This is a genomic window from Sorangium sp. So ce185 (genome assembly GCF_051526825.1).
Lineage (GTDB): Bacteria > Myxococcota_A > Polyangia > Polyangiales > Polyangiaceae > Sorangium > Sorangium cellulosum_D.
Genome location: NZ_CP150316.1, coordinates 7,315,773 through 7,338,383 on the forward strand (window position 1 = coordinate 7,315,773; position 22,611 = coordinate 7,338,383).

Consider the following 22,611-nt stretch of genomic DNA (forward strand, 5'->3'; position numbering starts at 1 on the left):
TCAGCGCGGGCGCGGCGCCGCGTCCCGGCTGCCGACCTTGACCGCGAGGGCGCCCGTGCGGCCGAAGACCTCGGGGCTGTACATCTCCTCGGCGCGCGCGGGCGGGACCACGAACGCGCCGAGCGTCGTGGCGCGCGCGAGGTACCGGTAGCGGTACATCCCGGCGGCCATGTGGTCGACGAAGAACAGGACCCGGTCGTCGCGGACCTCGCGGACGAACCGGCTCGGCTCGTACGCGCGGCCGGTCGCGCGCAGGTCGTCCTGGTCGACGTCGGCGTCGGCGTCGGCCTGGGCCTCCGCCGCGTCGACGTCGAGCGAGCGCGCGGACGTCGCGAGGCGGGCGTCGATCGCCTCGAGGCCGGCCGGCAGCGGGTCGTCGATGACCACGAAGTCGCGCGGCGAGGGCGCCACCACGAGGATCTCGCCGAGCACGAGGTCGCCGCCGGCGAAGGCGAGCGACGCGGGCGCCGCGCCCGACGCGGCGGCGGGCGGCGCGCCGCCGAGCGCCGCGGCGAGGTCCTCGGGCGCGAGCGCGCGCAGCGACTTCTCGATATAGAAGCCGCGGTCGAGCCCCGCCGTCGGGAGCTGCTTGCGCGCGTAGCGGAGCCGCGCCTCGTAGAAGAGCCGGCCGCGCCCGTCGACGGTGAACGCGAGCGGCGCGCCGCCGGCGCTCGCGAGCCGCGCCGCGGGGATCGACGTCTTGACCTGCTCGGTCGTGGGGCCGTGGAACGGCGCGGAGAACAGCTCGGCCTGGCCAAGGAACACCCGCGCCTCGAAGTCGGGCGCCGCCTTCTCCTGCGCCCTCCGGTACTCATCGAGCGCGATCAGCGCCCACGCCGTCTCCTGCGTGCTGCGCCACGTGCCGCCGCGGCGATCCGCGAGCAGGCCGGCCGCGAGCCGCGCGGCGAGCGGGTGCGCGGGGCGGGCCGCGAGCAGCGCGCGCAGCACGAGCGCCGAGGTGCGGGCCTCGGAGTCCATGAGGACCGCGTACGCGTCGCCGTGGTTGTGGACGGCCCGCGCGATCGGGCCGTCGAGGCGCAGCGCGCCCTCGAGCTCGCCCACGAGCTGGTCGACGGCCGCCCGGTCGCTCTTGCCGAGCACCATCGCGTGCGCGAGCAGCGCCTTCGAGAAGAGCGGCAGCTTCTCGCGCTCGTCGAACAGCCGGCTCGCGCGCCCCGGATCCGGGGCGCCGATCTCCGCGAGCACGTCGAGGATGAACGGCGCCGTCGCCCGGAGCAGCGGATCGTCGCCGGCCTCGTTGAGCCGCGCCCGCACGAACGAGGTCGCGCGCTCCATCGCGTCGGCCGGCACCGCCACCCCGTGGCGCTTCGCCTCGCCGAGGCCCCACAGCGCGTACGCGGTGGTCCACAGGTCGGCCCTGTCCGACTCGGCGAAGAAGCCGAAGCCCCCGTCCCCGCGCTGGTGCGAGAGGATCTCCCGCACCGTCTTGCCGATCACGGCGGTGAGGTCCTTCGGCAGCGCGATCCCGTAGGCCTTCGCGAGATCGCGCAGCGACAGGAGCGGCACCATGCGGCTCGTCAGCTGCTCGGTGCACCCGTACGGGTACTCGAGGAGCTGCTCCACGCCGCCGCCGAGGCCCACGAGCGCCGTCGGCGCGAGGCTCACCGTGAGCCCGCCGGTGTCGTCGCGGATCGCCGACAGATCCCCGAGCTTCTCCGCGCTCGCGGTGGTCGTGTCGCCGTAGAGCGCGACGGCCTCCGGCGACATGGGCGCCCTGATCTCGCGGGTCACCTCGACGACGTCCGACGCGCCGCCGCCGCTCGCGCGGAAGCGCAGCGTCGCCGGGCCGGCCCGCGGCGCCGACAGCGCGAAGCGGACCTCGGCCGAAGCGCCGGGGGCGAGCTCCACGGCGCGCTTCGCGGCGCCCTGGAGCGTGAGCCCCGACGCGGCGACCTCCACCTCGACCGTCGCCGGCTTGCCGAGCCCCTTCGAGGTGACGACCACGCCCGCGTCGATCGCGTCGCCGGCGCGGAGGAAGCGGGGCAGCGCCGGCCGGGCCATGAGCGGCTGGCTCGCCGTCACGCGCGACTCGCCGTAGCCGAACCGATCGTCCTCGGCGGCCACCACCGCCATCACCCGGTAGGTCGTGAGCGAGTCCGGCAGCTTGAAGCTCGCGCTCACCTTCCCGGCGGCGTCGGTGACGATCGCGGGGTGGTAGTACGCGCTCTGCCGGAAGTCGCGGCGCACGCCCGTGCCGCCCTGCGCGCCGCCGCCGCCCGCGCGCCCCTTGTCGGCGCCGAGGTCGGCGAACGGGTTGCGCACGCGGGCGAGCGCCTCGCGCGTCTCGACGGTCGCCACCCGCAGGCTGCGCGGCGCCCCGAAGACGGGGACCGGATCCGGCGTCTCGTAGCCGGTCAGCGACAGCACGCCCTCGTCGACGGCGTAGAGCGCGACCTCCGCGCGGGCGGGCCGGCCGGCGCGATCGCGGACGTCGACGTCGACGCGGATCGGATCGCCGGGGCGCGCGTCCACCTTGTCCGGGACGACGCGCACCGCGAGCCGTTGCGCCTCCGGGTTCACGCGCAGCGGCGCGTAGCCGAGGCGGAACGCCGGCGCGCCGACGTCGGGCCCCGGCGCCCCGCCCTTCCCGGGCGCGGGCGGCGGCTTCGTGCGCCCGCGCAGGAGCAGCACCGAGACGAACGCGTTCGGCCGGAGGTCGTCGGTGATCGGCACGTCGATCACCGGCATGGCGCCCGACAGCTTCACCCGCCGGTGCGAGGCGATCCCGGCGCGCTCGACCGTGACCAGCGCGTCGGCGGACGCGAACGGCGACTTCACGATCACGCGCGCCGTCTGCCCGACCTCGTAGCTGTCGCGGTCGGGCACGAGCTCGACCTGGAGCTGGTCGCTGTCGCCGAAGCCGCCGCCGCCCTCGCCCAGCGCGTAGACCCCGGCGGCGGCGCCGACCGGGTTGCCGCGGCGGTCCTTGGCCGTCGCGTGCAGGAGGTAGTAGCCGCCGGACGGCACCGTGAGCTCGCAGCTGCGCGGCGCCGCCGCCGTCGTGACGCCGCAGCGCGCGACGACCTTGTCGACCGGCGCGCTCACGCTGCGGTACGCGCTGCCGCTCTCCTCGCGGGCGAGCGTCCACGTCCGCTGCACGAGCTCGACCCGGACGGCGACCTGCGCGACGCGCGCCCCCTTCGGATCGACGGCGAGGATCTCCGGCCGGAGCACGTCGCCCGCCTTCGCGAAGCGATCGGGCTCCTTGAGGGCGACGTAGAACTCGGCCGGGTGCACGAGCGCCGTCGAGCTCCCGGCGATCGCCTGCCGCGACACGTCCGTGATCTCCGCCTCGCACGTCACGGACTCGGTGCCGCGCTGCCCGGGCATGGCGAGCGCCGCGCCGATCGCCGCCTGGCCGGCCGCGTCGAGCTTCTCGCGCCCGCTCTGCACCTCGAACTGGCGCGGGGCCCGGTCCGGCAGCGCGTCGGTGAGCTCGTCCTCGCGGACCGTGAACCCCTCGATCCCCGGCGGAGAGAACGCGGCCGGCGCGCGGGTCACCGAGAGCCGGGCCTCCGCGTTCGTCATCGGCGCCCCGAACAGGTAGTCGCCGCGCGCGATCCAGCGCGCCTTGTCGCCGCGCACGTAGCTCGGCCGGTCGCTCTCGACGCTCACCTTGAACTCGGCGGGGCGGTACTCGGCGACCTCGACGCTGCCGGTCACGTCCGGCCACCCCGCGTCGCCCCCCTGGACCGTGGCGGCGAGGCTGTACGTGCCGAGCCGCGCGGTCTCCGGGATCTTCACGTCGGCCGAGAAGGTGCCGAAGGCGCTGAGCGACGGCGACAGCGTGACGAGCGCCTCGCCGTCGGGCCCCTCGACCTTGAACGCGACGCGCCTGCCCGCCGGCGTCCTCGTCCCGCGCGCCGCCTCCTCGCGGAAGATCCCCTTCACGCGCACGGTGTCGCCCGGCCGGTAGATGCCGCGGTCGGAGAACACCATCCCGAACGGGCGCGCCTCGCCGAAGTCGGACGGCGCGCCGAACCGCCACCCGCTGAGCGCGTCGGCCACGCGGCGGTACGTCCAGTCGTCGCCCGAGCGCGCGAAGATCACGCCGCGCTCCGGCCCCGACGAGGCCGACGGGCGGTACGCCGCCGCGGGGACGACCGCGAACCCGTCCGCGTCGGTGACCACCGCCGCGGGCGACCGCGCGTCCGGGGTCCGGATCCACACGCTGGCGCCGGGCACCGGCGCGCCGGTCGACAGGCGCGTCACCCACACGAGCGAGCCGTTCGGCGACACCTTCGCGCTGATCCCGAGGTCGGTCACCTGCGCGATCGCCGCCTCGGACGCGGCGCGCGCGTGCCGCGTGCCGGGCCGGGCGGTGTAGCTGATCCCGATCGCGAGCGGCCCGCGCTTGCCCTCGCCGCCCAGCACCTCGCTGGCCCGCACGAGGTGCGTCGACGGCGTGTTCGTCGCGGCGGCCGGGCGCAGGACCGACCGCTTGCCGGCGGGCAGCGCCGCGATCTCGTCCATCTTGGGGCTCCGCCCCGGGCTGTGCGGATCGGCCTCCAGCGCGAGCACCGCCTCCTCGGTCATGGCGCCGACCGCGAGCGACAGCTCGCGCACGTTCACGGACACGACCGGGATCTCGCGCCGCTGCGCCGGCTCGAACACGCTCCCGGTGAGGCCGATCTGCGCCTCGGGCCAGCGGTCGCCGAACGCGACCTCCCGGGTGGCGGCGCCGGCGAGCGCCTGGCCGTGCTCGTCGCGCAGGCCGGCGGCGACGCGCACCTGGTAGCTGCGCCCCGGCGCGAAGGCGCCGCCGAGGTGGATGTGGCTCGTGAACGCGTCGTCCTCCAGCCACCCGGGCCACCTCAGCTTGACGGCGGGCTCCACCGAGATCGCCCGCTTGGCGTCGGCGAGGCGGACGGGGTTCGAGAGGGCGAGCGAGAAGCCGCCTTCGGTCGCGCACGCCCCCTGCGGCGTGTCGCGATCGCAGTCGGTGCGCACCACCCGGAGCGGCCCGTAGGTGCGGTACGAGAACCGCTGCTCCTCGCCGGCCGGCAGCGGCCCTTCGCGGCCGCGGAGGCTCGCGGCCACGGCGAGCTCGATCTCGCTGTCGCGCGGCAGCGGCGCGCGCGGGACGACCTCGGCGAGCAGCTCGTTCTTCGGGTCGGGGCGCCGGACGTCGAACGCCACCTTGGCCGCGCGGCCGCCGGCCGTGAGGGACACGCTCCGCGCGACCTCGGCGGTGTCGACCGGCTGGTTGAACCGGAGCTCGAACCGAGCGTCCGGCCGGAGGTCGTCCTTGCCCGACCACGGCTCGACGCGCGCGACCTTGGGCAGCTCGGTGCGAAAAGAGAGCACGTACGGCTTCTCGAGCGCGCTGCCGTCGAGCGCGCGGGTGCCGGCCGGGACCTCGACGGTGAACGCGGTGCCGCGCGGCAGGTGCCCGTCGGGGGCGAACGTGAGGCCGCTCGTGCCGACCCAGCGCCAGCGCCCCGGCGCGGGCGGCTTGAGGATCGCGGGCGCGGCGGCCTCGCCGCCGGCGAGGTCGAGCGGCCGCATCGGCCGGTTGAAGACGAGGCTGATCTCGGCAGGGCTCGTCGTCTGCCCGCGGGGCGCGCCGAACACCACCGCGAAGGGGCCTTCCGCGGGCCTTCCGCCGGGGTCGAGCGCGCCGGGGGCCAGGGTCCCGCGGGGCGGGACGTTGGGGGCGCGCGCGCCCTGAACGCACGCCAGGCTGAGGGCGATGGCCGCAAGGGCGGCGGGCGCGAACCGGAGGCGCGAAGCGGCGGACATGGCCCGCGACTCAGCAATGGTGGTGCCGCGGGCGCAAGGGGCATGTCGGCAGCGGAAGCCGGAGCGCGATGTGGCAGGCGAGACACACCCGACGAGCGGCGGTGACGCGCGGCCCCCCGCCCCGGCGTCCTCGAACGTGCCCATCATCCGGGCTGCGCGGCCAGGCGGCCGTGGAGGTCGAGGCGCGCGTTGGCCAGCTCGGCGCATGTCGTCTGCGCGCCTCGGCAACCCCCTTTGGACATGATGAGAACGCCGAAACAGCCGTGATAAGTTCATCTCTCTTGTTGACGACACCAGCGCGAAGAAGGGAGCGGGAGCGATCCGCGGCGCCGTCGAGGCATCCACGGAATTCCTGTTCGGCGCTCGTGCTCCCGATCGCGACCTTCGCGATCGCGTTCGGCGCGCCCGCGCCGGCGCTGGCGGACCAGGCGCCGGCGCAGGTCCTGGTCTTCCAGTCGGATGACCCGACCGCGCCGGCCATGTCCTCGATCAACGGCGAGCTCCGGGAATCGGTGCGGGTCGGGTGGGGCGGGCCGGTCACCTTCAAGCTCGAGTTCCTCGACCTGTCGTGGTTCGACACCCCCGATTACACGCGCGAGCTCCGCCGCTTCTATCGGGCGAAATACAGCAGCTATCACCCCGGCGTGATCGTCGCGCTCCGGCTCGACGTGCTCCGGGTCGTGCTCGATCTGCGGCGCGAGCTGTGGTCCGGCGTGCCCGTGCTCTTCCTGAGCGAGGACCGGAGCGCCGCCCTCGCGGTGCCCGCCGCGCCGGACGTCACCGGGATCTGGCTCGACTACGCGTGGCTCCGGACGGCGGAGGGCGCGCTGCGCCTCCTCCCCGACACGCGAGAGGTCGCGCTCGTCATGGGCGCGAGCCCCTGGGAACGCGCGCGCCACGACGGGATCGCCCGCGATCTCGGCCCCCTCGCCGGCCGCGTCGCGCTCCTGGACCTCGCGAGCCTGCCGCTCGCCGAGCTCGATCGGCGCCTCGCCGCGCTCCCGGAGAACGCCATCGTCCTGTTCGACACGTTCTACATGGATGGCGCCGGGGACCGCTTCGTCGGGCTACAGGCCTTCGAGCGGATCCGAGCGCAGACCCAGCGCCCGTTCTTCTCCGTCCACGGCGTCGGGCTCGGCAAAGGGATCGTCGGCGGGGAGATCGTCGACTACGGGCGGGTCGGGCGCGACCTGGGCGGGATCACGCTGCGGCTCCTCGGCGGCGAGCCCGCGGCGTCGATCCCGATCCGCGCCGCGGACGCGAACGCGCTCGCCTTCGACGCGCGCGAGCTCGCCCTCTTCCGGATCCCCGAGGAACGCTTGCCGCCCGGCGCCGAGGTCCACTTCCGGGTGCCGTCCTTCTGGGATCTTTACCGCCGGTGGGCGGTGGGCGCCGCGGTCGCGGTCACGCTCCAGACCGCCCTGATCGCCGCGCTCGTCGTCGAGCGGCGGCGGCGCGGGCGCGCTCAGGCGATGAGCGACGCCGTGCTCGCCTCGATGGTCGGCTTCGTGGCGGTCGTGGACAGGACCGGGGTGATGCACCGCACGAACCGGACGTGGGCGCGCGCGTCGCGCGAGGGCGCGCCGGGCCCGCTCGACCGCGTCGCCGAGGGGGAGAGCTACCTCGGCGCGTTCCGGCGGGCCGCGGCGGCCGGCGACGCCGGCGCCGGGCGGGTCGTGGAGCTCGTGGAGGGGGTGCTCGCCGGGCGCGACGTCGAGGGCACGGTCGAGTACCGTCACGACGGCGCCGAGCGCTGGACCGAGGTGCGGGCGCGGCGGCTCTCGTGGAAGGACGGGGGGGCGGTCGTCTCCCACTTCGACGTGACCGGCCGGAAGCGCGCCGAGAGCCAGGCGCGCGAGTCGCTCAGCGCGCTCTCGCACCTCAACCGCGTCGCGGCGATGGGCGAGCTCGCGTCCTCGATCGCGCACGAGATCAACCAGCCGCTCTCCGCGGTGCTCACGAGCGCGCAGGCGGCGGAGATCCTGCTGCGCCGCGCGGCGCCGGACGTCGCGGAGGTGGGCGCCGCCCTCGAGGAGATCGTCGCCGGCGCCCGGCGGGCCGGCCAGGTGATCCGGCGGATGCGCGTACTGCTGAAGAAGGGCGAGGCGCAGAGGGAACGGTGCGACCTGAACGAGGCGGCGCGCGAGGTGGCGCGGCTCGTGGGCAACGACGCGCTCCTGCGCGGGGCGACGATCGCGCTGGAGCTCGCGCCCGACCTGCCCGCGGTGCGGGGCGATGCGGTCCAGCTCCAGCAGGTGGCGCTGAACCTGATCTCGAACGCGCTCGACGCCGTCTCCGGACGGCCGTACGGCGACCGCCGGGTGATCGTGAGGACGGCGCGCGCCGACGGGCGCGTGGCGCTCGTGGTGGAGGACTCGGGCGAGGGGGGCGCGATGGATGATCTCGAGCGGTTCTTCGAGCCGTTCTTCACGACGAAGTCGGAGGGCCTCGGCCTCGGGCTCTGCATCAGCCGGTCGATCGCGGACGCGCACGGCGGTCGGCTGTGGGCCGAGCGCGCGCCCGCGGGCGGCGTGGCTGCGCGCCTCGAGCTGCCGGGCGAGGCGGCGCAGGAGGAACGATGACGGGCGTGACGGCGAAGGTCGTGGTGATCGACGACGACGGCGCGGTGCTGCGGAGCGTGGGCCGGTTGCTCGGCGCCTCGGGCTACGAGGTGGAGCTGTTCGAGGGGGCGCGCGCGTTCCTGGCGTCCGCGGCGGCGGCGCCGGACGCGCGGGCCGGCTGCGTGATCGTGGACCTGGCGATGCCGGAGCTCGGCGGGCTCGACCTCCAGGCGGCGCTCAGGGCGTCCGGGTGCCGGCTGCCGCTCATCTTCATCACCGGACACGGGGACGTGCGCGCGTCGGTGCAGGCGATGAAGGAGGGCGCGGTGGACTTCCTGCTGAAGCCGCTCGAGGCGGACGAGGTGCTCGCGGCCGTGAGGCGCGCGATGGACCTCGACGCGCGGGCGCGGGCGGCGCGGGAGGAACGGGAGGCGCTCGCGGCGCGGCTCGACGCGCTCACGCCGCGCGAGCGGCAGGTGTGCGACCGGATCGCGCGCGGGCGGCTGAACAAGCAGATCGCGGCGGAGCTGGGGCTCGCCGAGTCGACCGTGAAGCAGCACCGGGCGAGCGCGACGGCGAAGCTCGGGGTGGCGTCGGCGGCGGAGCTCGCGGCGCTGCTGGAGCGGAGCGGCGGGCGAGACGGGTGAGCGCCGCGACGGGGAGGGTCTCTCGATCTGCGAGGTCTGGCCGAGGACCGGACGCCTGGAGAGCGGATACGGCCTCGGGATCGACGATGTCGGCGGGCGCTGGATCCGGGCGTGACGAACAGCCCGCTTTCCTGAGCCCAAACGCAGGGCGACATCACGGGTCCCGTCGCGCGTCAAGCTGTCCGAAAGGACGATGGCGCGCGCGCCTGCGCCGGCGTTAGGTACGTGGCCGCACGCTCCTGAGCGGTGATGGCTCGTCTCGGCAAGAGCGCTCCAGACACCGGAGAGACCTCATGTACTTCGCGTCTCATGGCGCCGGGGCTGCTGCGTCGCGCCGGCTCGTGCGGTTCGCACACGTTCTTGATGTGCAGATGCCGGCGAACGCCGCCTGATCGACGATGTGGGTTGCACGACGCCGCGAAGCTCCCTCACCGCCCGAGTCGCTCGCGGCCGCCCGCGCGATAGGCGTCGACCCAGCTCCACAACGTCTCCAGCGACACCCGCGCGCGCGCCGCGATCGCGCGCGGCGCCTCGTCTCCGCGGATCATCGCCAGCACGGCCGCCTCCCGCGCCTGCGCCCCGGGCGCAGCGCCTCCGGCCGGCGCCTCCGGCGGGGGACACCCCACCTCGTCAGGCGCGGGCGCCTCGGCGCGCAGCGCGAGCTGCTGGAGCGGCAGCCGCGCCGCCGGATCGCCGAGCAGCACGTAGCCGCGGAGATCGTTGCGCAGCATCCACAGGTGAGCGCGATCGGCGCGATCCGTGGGGTCGGCGCGGCCCGCCGCGCGCGCGTCGGCCTCGCGCTGGTAGCTCTGCGCGAGATCGTCGTTCGCGCCGCGGTAGAACTCCATCAGCGCCTCCAGCGCGATCCCCGCGCGACTGCCGCGGACCAGCACCTCGAGCGGGCGATAGATACGGGACTTCTTGCTCTCCGACAGGCTCTTCGTCCCCGAGAAGCCGTACGTCCACGCGAGGTCGACGTGGCCGATGACGGCGAGCGGCCCCGCCGGGTTGGCCAGCGCGGCCTGCGGCAGGGCCGCGACGAAGGGGCGGTTGCCGGACGCGGGGAGGCTGTGCAGCACGGCCCTCAGGCTGCCGCCATAACGATCCTCCTGCGCGAGCTGCGAGAGCCAGGCGTAATAGACGCTCTCCGCCGGCGTGCCCGCGCCGAGGCAGGCCAGATAGAACCACATGCCTCCCGGCAAGAACGCCTGTCCCCGCAGCCGCTCGGCGTCGAGGATCTCGTCGTGGGCGATCACGAGCGCCCCCTGGCGCCGCCACGCGTCCTCCTCTCTGCGCCAGCCGCGCCGGGGCGCGCCCAGGCCGTGGCTCACCGAGAGCAGCACCGAGGGGCGCGCGCCGCCGCCCCCGGCGAGCAGATCGTCCACGCTGCCGGCGGAGATCTCTCGCACCGAGGCCGCGGGGAGCTTGCCCCTGGCGTGCGCTTCCATCGACGTGGCCAGGCTCGGGTCGACGAGCCTGAGCTTGCCCGCGACCGTGGCCGCCGAGCCGTCGGGCGCGGCGTAGAAGAGCAGCTCCGGCGAGGTCTCGGGCGTGCCGCGCTGCGCGTAGCGGACGACCTTCTCGGCGTAGGCGGCATAGCCGGCGAGATCCGTCTCTCCCGCGCCGTCCGCGAAGTGGACGCGCCCCGCGAGCGCGTCATTGGCGAGCGCGTGCTGGAGCTCCACCGAGGTGTGATGGAGATCGCCGAGCATCATCAGGTAAAGGGGCCTGTCCTCCTCCGCCACCTCCTCGGACCAGTAGATGTCTCTCCGGAAGTCCGCAGATCGCTTGGCGTCCATCCCGTGCGGCACGCGGTACACGCGCGCGGGAGAGCCCTGCTCGGCCTCGCGCAGCGCGACGAGCGGCTGGATGGCCTCGAGCATCCGGTCGCCCTCCCGGCCCTCCGGCGCGATCACCGCCCATCGCTGGAGGGTGAGGTCGTTGCGATCGGCGTCGGTGCGTCGCCAGTGGTTGGCGTCGCGGGCCTTCCTGGGCCTCGGCGCGCGCTGGGGGGTGTCGTCGGGCAGCCCCTCGTCGAGCACGGGGCGGCGCTCGTCGGCGTCGGCGAGCAGGAGGTCCAGCCGGTCCTCGCGGGGGATCATGGTCAATGGCTCCCCGGGTGTGTCACGAGGCGTCCTCGAGCGCGAAGGCGTCGAGCTGCTCCGCGAGCTCCACCAGATCTCCGGTGGTGGCCGCGATGTGGCCCGTGCCGGGCAGCCCGCCGCCGTTGCCCCAGATCTCGATCTCGCTCCCTTCGACCCCAGGCGCGAGGACGGCCAGGCTGTCCGGGGGCGCCGGGCGTTGATCGTAGAGCCAGCGCAGCAGCATGCGGTGGCGGAAGTCGAGGCTCGAGAGCGCGACGAAGAGGCCGGGCTGCACGCGCGGCCGCGCCAGGAGCTCCTCCATCCATAGCGGCGGCCGGGCGCCGTCCGCGCCGAGGGGGCCGTGGATGTGATCGTCCTCGGTGAGCAGCGGCGGCGAGAAGATAGGGCGCGGCTCGGCCGAGTAGCCGCCGTACAGGCGGAGCACGACGATCTCGCTGTCGAGATCGAAGCGCCTGGGCATGACGGGATCCATCTTCCACGTCGTCGCCCCCGCGGCGCGCTTGACGACGCGCGGCTTGCCGGAAGCGCCCAGGAGGGACGGCTGGATGGCGTACACGGTCCGCTGCGGCAGCCTCTGCGCGATCGCGTGCTCGAGGCAGGGCCGCCAGAGCAGCGTGACGTGGACCCCCGGCCGGACGAAGCGCGCGAGCGCCTCGACGAGCGGCGGGGCCGTCGCGGCGGGCGAAGCGGTCAGCGCCTGCTGGAAGAGGGAGTGCAGCACCTCCTGCCCGAACCGGAGCACGCAGCGCTGGGTGAGCGCGCTCAGCGACATCCCCTGCGCCGCCGGCTCGCCGCTCTCCTGCATGAACTGCTCGAGCTCCCGCTGGAGCGCGGCGCGATCGTCCTCGAGATCGCCGAGCACCATCGTGAACGGCCGCTCGAGCAGGCCCTGGAGCGCGGGCGCGAGCGCCCTCGATCGGCCCTTCTTCCCCGGCTTCGTCACCCGGCGGCCCTGGAAGTTGAAGACCACCGAGTCCGAGCCGCGGAGGTACAGGATCGGCGAGAACGCCTCGGCGCTCTGGGACAGCAGCGTCCGCCGCGCCGCCGCCACGCTCGCGCCGATGTCGCCCTGGCCCAGCGAGGCGCCCGTGAGCGCGCGGTAGAGCTCGGTCGAGCACGCGCGCGCCACGTCGGCCTTCACCGGCCAGAGGTGCGCCACCACGGCGTCCGCGCCCGCCCTGGCCAGGATCTCCGCCGCGCTGCCGAGCGCGCCCGCCCTGGCGCCCTCGCAGGCCTCGAGGATCACGAGGCGCAGCTCCTCGCAGAAGGCGGCGGAGAGCTCGCGCCCCAGCGCCTCGGCGGTGATCCAGGCCTCCTCGCCGTCCTCGTCGTCCGAGACGCGCAGGACGGGCTTGCCCGAGAGATCCACGCCGCCGTGGCCGAGCCAGTGCACGACGTGCGGGCTCTTGCCGCGACGGAGCCGATCGAAGAGGGCCCGCGCGCTGATCTCCGGCCCGGCGATCGGCTCGAGCCACTCCACCTCGCCGGCGTCGATCGACGGGGCGAGCGCCTCGCGCAGCACGTCGAGGGCGCGCTCGCCGGTGCCCGGCGCGATCCCGAGCACCCGGACGGCGCCCTTGACCTCGCGCGGCTCCCACGGCTCCGACGAGGTGACGCCGCGCGCGAAGAGCACCCGGGGGTCGGTCCCCAGAAACCCTTCGGACGTCCCCGGCCTGCAGAGCGCCTCCCAGGGGATGGCCTGGAGCGCGTGATCGCGGGCGAAGAGCCGCAAGAGGAGCGGACCGCCCTTCGACGCCTCGCCGAGCCGCACGAGGACGTCGCGCAGCTCCCCTTTGAAGACCTCCTCGTGGAGCGCCTGCGAGTCGCTCACCGCCGCTGGATCGAGCGATTTACCGCCGCGGACCGCCCTCCCGATCTTGTTGGCGAAGGTCTGCAGGGCACCGAGGCCCTGCTCGGAGGATATCGCGTGCCCCGCGGGGCGCTCTCCCCGGCTGCCACGCGCGTTGACGCGCACCTCGTCACCGCTGATGTCGAGCTCGATCTCCAACCACATCGAAAGACAAGCCTCGCTACGTTGTGCTCCCTGCCATGTCTGACTCCGTGGCTTTGTAGACCGCAGGAGGAGGATTTCTCACCTTAAAAACTATTAAGAACGCATCGGCGGAAACGTCCTTGGGGCGTGATTAATGATGTGTGCCGGCAGGCGTGCGCGACTGAGGAACGGACACGATCATGGAACTCACGGACGATTCTCGCTCACGATGGCTCGGCAGATATGAGGCCCCGCGCTCCATCCGCCGTCGCGACGGCTTCCACGTCGTCGCGGCGACGCGCGCCGGGGACGCGGAGCCCTGCGTGGTCATCGTGCCCGGCCCGGCCGTCAGCGCGGCGCGGGCGAAGGCCGTATTCGCCGAGATGGAGCGCGTCCACGCGCTCCTCGATCACCCGCTCATCCCGAAGGTCGCGGCGCGCGGCGTCGCCGACGGCATGCCGTACATCGAGCTCGCCTGTGACGCCGTGATCGACGGCGTCGACCTCACGAACCTCCTGAACGACGCCGGCTGGACGGTGCCGCCCGGGAGCGCGGCCGGCCTCGTCGCGAGCCTCCGCAAGGCGATGCGGGCGGCCCACGCGGTGATCGATCCGAAGCACGGGCGGCCCGTCTGCATCGGTCGCGTCTCGTGCGCTGACGTCCTCTTCTCACGCGAAGGGCGCTTTTATCTCGTCGGCTACGGCAGGGATGCCCCGCTCGAGAGGGCCGGAGGACAGCCGATCGACAGGGTCCTGGAGTTCCAGGCGCCCGAGGTGGCGGCGGGCGGCGAGCCGACCCCGGCGGGCGACGAGCTCGCGCTGTCGCTCCTCGCGCGGTCGCTCCGCCACGCGGTCCAGGGCAGCGCGGCGAGCGCGCGCGGCGCCGACCGGAACCTCCGCGCGATGGACCTCGAGCCGCCCGGGCAGCTGGAGCGGCGCGCCCCTTTCGCGCCGGCGCACGCGCGGAGGCGCGCCGAGGAGGCGGACCTCCGCCACCACCTCGCGCCCTGCAACGAGGCGCCGGATCCGGAGGGGTTCGCGTCGCTCGTGGCCAGCTTGCTCGCCGGGCGGCCGCTGCCGCTCGCCGCGGAGGCGCCGCCGGCCTGCCCGCCCACGCTGGTCCTCGGCTGCGAGGTGCGCTGGATCGCGGCGGAGGACGGCGAGAAGCACACGCTCGGGCACGCGCTCAGCCGCATCGTGACCGCCCTCGTCGATCGGCACGACGAGGCGCCGGACGCCTCGCTCTCGCTCCAGGACCTGTTCGAGGCCGGCTGGCCCGGCGAGCGGCCGGTGGCGGGCGCGGGGGCCAACCGCGTCTACGTGGCCCTGACCCAGCTCCGCCGCATGGGGCTCAGGGAGGTCATCGAGCGCAATGAGCACGGTTATCGCCTCGCGCCGCGCGCCGTCGTCCGGTTCGTCTCGCCTCGGACCGACCACGCGCGACCTCAGGACACGCGCTCTGCCCCGTGACGGGCGCGGCGCGCCCGCCGGCGCCGCTATCTCGCCTTCTGCTCCCCGGCGAACGTCTCTGCCACCTTGAGCACGAGCCGCTCGCTGAAGCCGGCGATGAACGCGATCGCGAACGCCTTGCTGTTGTCGGCGTCCCCGAGGTTCAGCACCCTCGACTGGAGGAACGCGTACGCGGCGAGCCCCGGCAGCGCCCCGAGGACGGCGCGCGAGAGGGTGACCCGCGCGTCCGACGCCTGCGCGTGAGCCCTGGCCCGAAGGGAAGAGCCCTTGAGCGATCGAGCAGCGCTGAAGGTGGCTCCCAGGGCGCCAAAGGAGAAGACGCCGAGGAGGGTCCGAACTCCCCAGGCAGGCCATTGCTGGACGGGAGCTCGCGCCGTGGCCGTGAGCGCCACGAGGAGCATCAGGACGAGGAGGGCGAGCAGCGCGAGCGTCCAGAGCTGCTCCCTGAGGACCCGGCTGCTGGTGTTGACGCTGTCGACGCGATCGCGGCGGCGCGACCGCAGGGCGAGGCGCCGCCGGGCCCTGCGTGGCGGCGCCTCGCCCACGGCCTCGGCGGGGGGGCGCGCCGGCGGGGCGTCGGGCTCCTCTTCGGGCGCGCGCACCGCTACGGCAGCTCGCCCAGCGCCGCGAGCCCGGCCTCGCAATAGGCGTCGTACCAGCGCTGGAGCTCTTCGCGCGTGATACCGTATCTCTCGGCGATCTTCCTGTCGCCCTCCTCTCCGAGGATCTTCTCGTGGACGGCGCGCTGCATGCGCGCCGCGTCCCGCGCGCGCCCCGCCGCCGGGGCCGGCGGCGCGGTAGGCAGCTGCGGGAGGGGCGAGCGCACCTCCGCCGGCGCGGGCGTGGCCTTGACGGCTCCCCCGTCGCGGTCGATCGCGAGCCGCGCCGCCGGATCCCCCAGGAGGACGTACCCCGCGAGATCCTCGCGCAGCATCCACAGGTTCGCCCGCCGCTTCGCGCGACCCTGGTCGGGGGCGAGGGGCTTGCCCGCCGTCTCGGCCCTCGCCTCCTGGTTGTACATCGCGGCGAGCTCGTGGTTGGCGTTCCCCAGGTAACGGAGGAGCTCGTTGTACGAGTTGCCCACGCGGGCGCCCTTGACCAGCGAGCTGAAGACGCCCTCGAACCGCGACGCCCTGTCCTTGCCGTCGGGCCCCATGTCCTGGAAGCTGTAGGTCCAGGCCAGATCGATGTGGGCCATGACCGCGAGCGGGCCGCGCGGGCTCGCCAGCGCGGCCTGCGGCAGCGCGGCGATGAAGGGCCGATCGCCCGGCCTGGGGAGGCCGGCGAGCACGCCGTCGACCCGGCCGCCGAAGCCGCCCGCGTCGCGCAGGCGGGCGAGCCAGTGGTGATAGGCGCTCGCCGCCGGCGTCCCGCCGCCATAACACGCGAGGAAGAACCAGATCCCGCCGGGCAGAAAGGGCCTGTCGCCGAGGTCCTCGGCCGCGATGCGCACGCCGGAGCCCAGGCTCATCGCCCCTTGCACGGCGCGCTGCTCGTCCGCCGACGTCCATCCCCTGCGGGGCGCGCCCAGGCCGTGGCTCATGGTGAACAGCATCGACGGCTCCGGCCGCCCGAGCTGCTCGAGGAGCGCGCTCCTCGCCGCCTCGGCGCCGTCAAACCCGATCTCCTCGATGTCCCTCGCCTTGAAGCCGCCCCTCTGCCGGGTGTCGCGGCACCGCGCCACGCTGGGCGCGACGAGCGCCCTGTGGCCGATGGTGGTCGCCGCGGTGCCGTCCTGCGCGGTGAAGAAGAGCGCCCGCGCCCGCGCCTCCCTCGGAGGGGCGCGCTCCGAGGAGAGGAGCTTGTCCACGTACGCCGCGTAGCCCGCGGCGGATCGGGACACCAGGCGACCGACGAGCGCCTCGCCCGCCATGGCCTGCTGGAGCTCGAGCGAGACCTCGTCGAGGTCGCCCAGCACGAGCAGATACCGCGGCAGATCCTCGAGCGCGACCGACTCGTCATGATAGACGCTCTTGCTCCACCGGATCGCCGCGTCCGCGTCCATGCCGGCGGGGACGCGGTAGGGCACGACGGGCGCGCCCTGGTCCTGCTCCCGCTTCCGGATCAGGGGCTCGACGAGCGCGAGCAGGGCGTCGCCCGCCGGCCCCTCGGGCGCGATGACGGACCAGCGCTGGAGCGAGAGGTCGTTGGGATCGTCGGAGAAATCGGCGAAATCGTGGATCAGCTCCTCTCCGCCGGGCTGCGGCTCGTCCGCGGCGGACTCGAGCGGCAACCCCTCTTCGAGGACGGGTCGTTGATCGTCGGCGTGGCAGAGGAGCAGCTCGATGTCGGACATCACGCCTCCCTCCCAGGTGCCGCGCCCCCCGGGGGCACGCGCGCGGCCTCCAGGGAGCGGAGCTCTCCATCGTCCCATTGCACGAGCCGCATCGTCGCGCCGCCGTCCGGGTGCGCGTCGAGGAGCACGGCGGTGAGGCGCCGGACGGTCTTCGCCGCCCGCTGCCGCTCGGGCAGGAGCCTCGGGTTGTTCCGCAGCTCTTCGAGGAACTCGGCCCACGCCTCGTCTCCTGCGTCCGAGCGCGGCAGCTGCATCAGCCAGATCCACGTGCCCGTATTGGCGAAGGCGATGCCGTCGGCCACCTTCCAGCGGGCCGCGTGGGTGTGGCCGAGCACCACCGCGCCGGCGTCGAACTTCTTCGCCAGGCGCCGCGCGTCGGCCCACTCGGCCTCGTCGGGCTCGAGGCGGAAGTATTCGTCACCGAGGGTGCCGGCGAGCCTCTTCTGCATGCCCGCGTAGAGCTTCATGCCGGCGCGCGCGAGCTTGAGGCTCGCGGTCGACATCGTCTCTTCATCGGCGAACGCCGCGGGCCCGTCGCCGAGCGTGGCCTCGAGCGCCGCCGCCTCCTCGGCCTCGAGGCCCGCGTCGGCGAACCGCTCGGCGAGCCCGAGCTCCTCCTCCTCCTCGGCGAAGGAGGCCGCCGACCCCGCCTTCTTGAAGAGCTGCCAGGCGATGTCGAGCGAGGCCGCGCTGAAGAGCTGCTTCACGATCCCTGGCGCGACCGCGAGCGCGGCGAGCGCCGCGCCCTGGAAATCGGGCTTGAGCAGGCTCACGAAGCGCATGCCGTGCCGGCGCGCGATGGGGTTCATGAGCTGCTTCACGAGGACCGAGCCGGCCGCGTACCTGAACCGGTCGAGCCGGGCCAGGCGCCCATAGTCGACCTTGTTCCAGTTGTCGTTGTGCTCGCCGTGGGTGACGAGGATCCGGGCGCCGCCGACGTCGAGGATCGCGGGGGCGTCGCCGAGCTGGAACGTGAGGCGCGCTGCGACCTCGGGCGGCTGATCCATCGCCGCGCGCAGGATCTCCTGCACCTCCGGGACGGCGAGCTCCACGTCGTGGTTGCCGAGGCGGACGATGACCTCGCCGCCGCGCGCGAGGACGCGCCCGAACGCCTCCAGCACGGCGGCGCTCGCGGGCGCGGCGGCGATCGCGCGGGCCTGCGCGGCGGCGCGCGCCGGATCGAGCTCCAGCGGGTCTTCGTTCATGAGGAAGTCGACGCCATCGCCGTTGACCACGACCCGCGCGGGCTCGCCCGCGATCCGGTCGAGGAGGGCGGGCAGCGCCTCGCCCCCGGCGAAGACGTCGTAGTCACCCCCGTTGCCGAGGTGCAGATCACTGATGATGAGGGTACGCATGAAGGTTGTCTCCCGGTTGCTGGGCGCCCGCTGCCGCGGCTCAGCGGAGCGCCGCGGGCGGCGCCCAGATCGCCTGGTGAGGGCGGTTGTGCAGGCCCTGGGCCGGGCTCCACGACATCTTCGCGTTGCCCTTTGCATCGCAGAAGACGTCGAGCAGCGGCCGGTTGTCCGGGGCGAGCTTGGTCGGCGCGTCGGACTTCGAGTTGACGCACCACGTGGGCTCGATGCGGTCGTGGAAGGGCGCGCCGCGCAGCGAACGGAGCAGCCAGGAGATGGGGAGGCCCTCGTCCTCCATCGACATCCACTCCGAGCGATAGAGCAGCGCGCCGTCGCCGCGGCGCCGGAGGAGCAGGCGGGCGCGCCCGCGCGGCTTCAGATCGCTCTTGATCTCTCCGAGGCCGTCGATCCGGGCGATCCCGCGGAACGACCACCGACCGCCGCAGAGCGCCGGCGGGATGAACGGCCACCAGTGCGACTCCCAGAGCATGCGCGCGCCCCTCCCGGCGGCGGCGTGCACCGCGGGGTCGTTGAACGACGTGGTGGTGTCCCAGAGCTGCCATTTGCGCTCGACCGGGTGCTTGCGGATCACCATCGCCACGTGGCCGCTCCCGGCGCCCGCGGCTCCGGACGCCGACCAGAAGAGGCACGAGCCGACCGTGACCTTCTCCCAGAGATCGTCGGGCCAGTCGGCGAGCACCTTCGGGACGGAGGTCCAGCCGTCGCCCAGCCTTGCTGCAGCCGGCAGCGCGTCGGTCCCGCAGCCGATGTCGCCATACGGGCCGCCGTCCCAGCCGCCGATGCACAGCGCGGTGGTCACCGACTGCTGGCACTGCCCCACGATCGGGTACCGCCCGCTGCCTGCGATCGCCTTCGCGACCCCTCTTTGCGCGCCGTAGAAGAAGGCAGGCATCGTGTACGGAATGCCGGTCTGGTGCTCGGCGATGGCCCGCGCCCAGTCCTCGCGGTCGCCGGAGGCGGTGTCGTAATCGGGGTGCGAGAAGACGTCGCCGATCCCCTCCCTGGCGCGGGAGAGGATGAGCTCGGCGAGGCCCTCGGCGTCCTCGGGCCCGCGCAGGCCGTGCTCGGGCGGGTCCAGCAGGTTCACGGTGCGGACGAGCTGCGGTGGCGGCTCGTCGTCGGCGAACGCGACCGGGCGAGCCAGCCACTCCTCGGGCGGCTCGGCGGGCGCCGGGTCCATGTCCACCCACGCGGGGACGCTCGCCCGCGGCGGGGCGCCGTCATCGCTCTTCTCTGCGGTCATCGGTGCTCCTCCTCTCCTCTTCGATTCGATGTCTCCGCGCCTGTCGCCCGGGTCGCCGCGCCCGCGGCGAGGGCCGCGTCGAGGGCCGCGAGCGTCGCCGCGCCGACCACGCCGTCGGCGGCGAGGCCGCGCTCGGCCTGGAACCGCTTCACGGCCGCCTCGAGGCCCGGACCGAACGCGCCGTCGGCGCCGCCAGGCGCGCTCTCGCCCAGCGCGAGCAACGCCTCCTGCAATGCCTTCACCCCGGGTCCCCTCGCCCCTCTCCGGAGCGCGCCCCGACCCGAGGCGACGCTCTCCAGATCGGGCTGCGCGGCGAGGGGCGCGCGCGTGAGGCGCGGCTTCTTCGGCGGGGACGCCGCGGGCGCGCCCGTCGCGGCGGCGAACGGGTCATCCGCCGGAGGCCCCGCGGCATGGATGAAGGGCTCGTCCAGGCAATCGAGCCCGTCGTCCTTCATGTGCCGGAAGTAGAGCCGGAACTGCCTGAAGTCCGGGATCCACCTGTGCTTGCGCGCCTTGCCGTAGAAGTAGCGGCCCACGAGCGCGGCGAGGCGCCGGTCGCGCTCCTCCGACGGCGACCCGGGGCCGAGCTGCGGTACGGCCCACTCGAGACACCCGATCACGTACCCGGGCGCCCAGTGCTTGAGGTGCGCGATCAGGTTGAACAGCGCCTGCGTCGCGATCGCGTCGGCGCCGCAGATGTTGCCCGAGCCATCCATGAACGTGCGGAGCTGGGCCTCGGTCACCGCGTCGCGCGTGGCTGGGTTCCTGGCCAGGTCGATCAGCAGGTGGAGGAGCGGGACGGAGCGGCGCAGGATCTCGAGCGCTTCCTTGCCTCCGGTGACGACCATGCCGGAGTCGAGATCGACGACGTCGTAAACGTTGCTGCCGCGGTAGCGGACGCCGGCGGCGCCCAGCGCCTCGCGCACGGCGTCGTTCGCGGTCGCCCGCGCCATCACCTTGCCCAGCCAGCCGAGGCCGCCCCAGCCCGTCCCCCAGGTGACGATCTGGTTATCGTAGGTGTTGATCGCGGCCGTGCTGCCCTCGCGCGCCTGGAACGCCTGAAAGGCCGTGATCTTCCGCCGGTCGGCGGGGCTCGCCTTCGCCGCCCGGGCGTCGAGATACCCGTGCAGGTAGGCGAGGTGCGCCTTGTCCGCGCTGCCTGTGTAGACGTGCCCTGCGCCCCAGGGCTTGAGCCCCGGCTCGACCGGCACGGCGGCGCGGAACTGCGCGATCTCGGCGGTGAGATCCTCGGGCAGCGCGCTCCCCGCCTCCACCGCGCCCGAGCCGCGCGCGTGGTCCTCCCAGGCCGGGAGATCGCCGTCCGCGAACGAGAGGGCCCCGCCCCCGCCCCCCCTGCTCTGGGCGGGATCGAGGCGGGGCGCGGGGAGCGTCAGGTCGGCGTACGCGGCGGAGGATCGGAGCTCGGCCACGCCCACGAGCGACGTCTGGACCTGCTCCAGCAGCGCGGCGTGGAGCTCCGCGCGCCGGGCCTCCTCGATCTCGTCGAGCCCGATCTCCCAGGTGTACGACGCGCCCTCCCCGCGCAGGATCCGGTGCGCGAAGAGCGCTGGATCGAGCGTGGGAAAGGCTCCTAGCGCGAACGCCGAGGCGCGCGAGAGCAGGTCTCGCTCGACCTCCTCCGCGTCGCCCCGCGTGGCGGCGAGCTCGAACAGGAAGACGTTCCGTGACATGGCAGGTCCCTTTCGGCGGTGACGTCTCCGTATGAAACCGACGAGACCGAGCGTCGTCATCTTAAGAGAAATTAAACGGGGTGTTCCTTCATGCTCCGTCAGCCCGGCGAGCCCGCCGCGCGGCGCGCGTCGAGGAGCGCGGCGCGGTGCTTCACCGAGCCGGCGACAGCGAAGGTCGGCTCCCAGGCGAGCGACTTGTCCCACGCGTTCGCCCGCGCCCGTTCGAGCTGGTAGGAGGTGGTCACGCGGTCCTCCCGCTGCTTCACGAGCTCCTCCTTCATCCTGCCGCTCTCGTCCTTCGGGACCGAGAGCTGCCCCGTCTCCGGATCGATCTCGCCCTTGCGGAAGTAGATCAGCATCCGGATCTCGTCGACCACGGGGCCGTCCTGCTTCTTGCCGACCTTCTCGCGCTCCTCCTGGGCCTTGAGCACGAGGAGCAGCGCCAGGCTCTCCACCGAGTAAAAGATGCTCGGGCTCCGGACGCCGTACAACGTGTGGACGCGGACCGTCCCACGAGCGTTTCCGGCAAAGGCGCGTGACAGCTCGTTCCACAGCTTGTCCGCCTCGGGCGCGTAGTCGATCCCGTTCCCCGAGAAATTGATGCTGTCGAGGAGCTCCCCGGCGATGGTCATCTCCACCGAAGCCGCGTCCAGATTGCCAGCCTGGCTCTCGGACTCGGCGGCCCGCCGGGCGGCGGCCTGAGCGGCCTTGTAGTCGACCCCGCCCGTCCACAGGTGGGTGCCCGCGCCGCCCGAGATCCCCCTCTGCGGGGCCCCGCCCCCGGCCCGCAGCTGCGGGTTCGTGGCGTCGATCCTCGCCGCGAGCTCCTTGGCCATCTGCTCCAGGCGATCGTCGAAGACGCCCTTGTCCGCTGGCGTGGCGTCCGCCTTGGCGACCACCTGCTCGATGAACCGGCGCGCCCAGTCGACGACCCAGCTGAGCTTCAGGCCCGGATAGCGCTCCTCCAGGACGGCGACCCGCTCCGAGAGGCGAAGGTGGGCCGGGTGGGTCTCCCAGTCGAGCTTCGGCGGCGCAGCGTTCCCGGCGGCGCCCGGCAGCGCGGCCGCGAGGGCGGAGGCCGCCTCGAGCAGCCGCTCGGCCCCCTCCGCCGGCTTTTGCGCCAGCGCCTCGGACGCGGCCGTGTCGACCCGCGGCGCTCCGGCCGGCGGCGCGCTCGAGCGCGCCGCCCGCGCGGCGCCCGCCCGATCCGCGAACAGATCAGCCCCGAACGCCCGCTCCAGAGATGCGCGCACCGGCTCGGCCGGCGGTCGTGTCGGCGGCGGCGCCCTCCGCGGCAGGTGCATCGGCGCCGGAGGGCGCGCCCGCGACGTGCGGGCGGCGTTCCCCGAGGTCTTCGGAGCGGACCGGTCAACGACGATGTGCATGAGACTCTCCTCGGCGCGGGCGGAGAAACGAGGCGGCCCCGCGCGTCACCGCCAATCCTGCGATCAACGAAGCCGCGGTCGCGCC

The 22,611-nt window shown here is 74.2% G+C and carries 12 protein-coding genes; 3 read left to right on the top strand and 9 right to left on the bottom strand.

The window, feature by feature from the left end; all coding sequences use genetic code 11:
- Complete coding sequence (locus tag WMF26_RS26585; protein WP_437994954.1) at positions 1-5,763, bottom strand: MG2 domain-containing protein; 5,763 nt, start codon at positions 5,761-5,763, stop codon at positions 1-3.
- A 365-nt stretch (positions 5,764-6,128) separates the two neighbouring features.
- Here WMF26_RS26585 and WMF26_RS26590 point away from each other — a divergent pair, with 365 nt between their 5' ends.
- On the top strand, positions 6,129-8,345 hold the full coding sequence (locus WMF26_RS26590) for an ATP-binding protein (protein ID WP_437994955.1): 2,217 nt from the start codon (positions 6,129-6,131) through the stop codon (positions 8,343-8,345).
- Positions 8,342-8,971, top strand: coding sequence for a response regulator transcription factor (locus WMF26_RS26595; protein ID WP_061622704.1), 630 nt, complete (start codon positions 8,342-8,344; stop codon positions 8,969-8,971). The genes WMF26_RS26590 and WMF26_RS26595 overlap by 4 nt, the downstream gene beginning before the upstream one ends.
- A gap of 428 nt (positions 8,972-9,399) precedes the next feature.
- Here WMF26_RS26595 and WMF26_RS26600 read toward each other — a convergent pair whose 3' ends face one another.
- Both WMF26_RS26600 and WMF26_RS26605 read right to left on the bottom strand, forming a co-directional pair.
- The gene (locus tag WMF26_RS26600; RefSeq protein ID WP_437994956.1) at positions 9,400-11,073 is read right to left on the bottom strand and encodes a hypothetical protein; all 1,674 of its coding nucleotides are present in this window, start codon (positions 11,071-11,073) and stop codon (positions 9,400-9,402) included.
- A 22-nt stretch (positions 11,074-11,095) separates the two neighbouring features.
- The gene (locus tag WMF26_RS26605; RefSeq protein WP_437994957.1) at positions 11,096-13,090 is read right to left on the bottom strand and encodes a CHAT domain-containing protein; all 1,995 of its coding nucleotides are present in this window, start codon (positions 13,088-13,090) and stop codon (positions 11,096-11,098) included.
- A gap of 179 nt (positions 13,091-13,269) precedes the next feature.
- Between WMF26_RS26605 and WMF26_RS26610 the strand changes: the two genes are divergently transcribed.
- The gene (locus tag WMF26_RS26610) at positions 13,270-14,538 is read left to right on the top strand and encodes a hypothetical protein (RefSeq protein ID WP_437994958.1); all 1,269 of its coding nucleotides are present in this window, start codon (positions 13,270-13,272) and stop codon (positions 14,536-14,538) included.
- A gap of 26 nt (positions 14,539-14,564) precedes the next feature.
- Here WMF26_RS26610 and WMF26_RS26615 read toward each other — a convergent pair whose 3' ends face one another.
- From WMF26_RS26615 to WMF26_RS26640, 6 genes are all read right to left on the bottom strand, one after another.
- Entirely contained in the window at positions 14,565-15,140 is a 576-nt protein-coding gene (locus WMF26_RS26615; protein ID WP_437994959.1) for a hypothetical protein, read from the bottom strand.
- Between the two features lie 2 nt (positions 15,141-15,142).
- Positions 15,143-16,834, bottom strand: a complete 1,692-nt coding sequence (locus WMF26_RS26620) for a hypothetical protein (protein WP_437994960.1) — start codon at positions 16,832-16,834, stop codon at positions 15,143-15,145.
- Positions 16,834-18,189 (bottom strand): metallophosphoesterase, encoded by a 1,356-nt coding sequence (locus WMF26_RS26625; RefSeq protein WP_437994961.1) that lies wholly within the window; start codon positions 18,187-18,189, stop codon positions 16,834-16,836. Before WMF26_RS26625 ends, WMF26_RS26620 begins: the two co-directional genes overlap by 1 nt.
- A gap of 40 nt (positions 18,190-18,229) precedes the next feature.
- Positions 18,230-19,450, bottom strand: a complete 1,221-nt coding sequence (locus WMF26_RS26630; RefSeq protein ID WP_437994962.1) for a hypothetical protein — start codon at positions 19,448-19,450, stop codon at positions 18,230-18,232.
- The gene (locus WMF26_RS26635; RefSeq protein WP_437994963.1) at positions 19,447-21,141 is read right to left on the bottom strand and encodes a peptidoglycan-binding domain-containing protein; all 1,695 of its coding nucleotides are present in this window, start codon (positions 21,139-21,141) and stop codon (positions 19,447-19,449) included. The genes WMF26_RS26630 and WMF26_RS26635 overlap by 4 nt, the downstream gene beginning before the upstream one ends.
- 98 nt (positions 21,142-21,239) lie before the next feature.
- Positions 21,240-22,526 carry a hypothetical protein gene (locus WMF26_RS26640; RefSeq protein ID WP_437994964.1) on the bottom strand — a complete coding sequence of 429 codons (1,287 nt, stop codon included), beginning with the start codon at positions 22,524-22,526 and terminating at the stop codon, positions 21,240-21,242.
- Between the last annotated feature and the right edge of the window lie 85 nt (positions 22,527-22,611).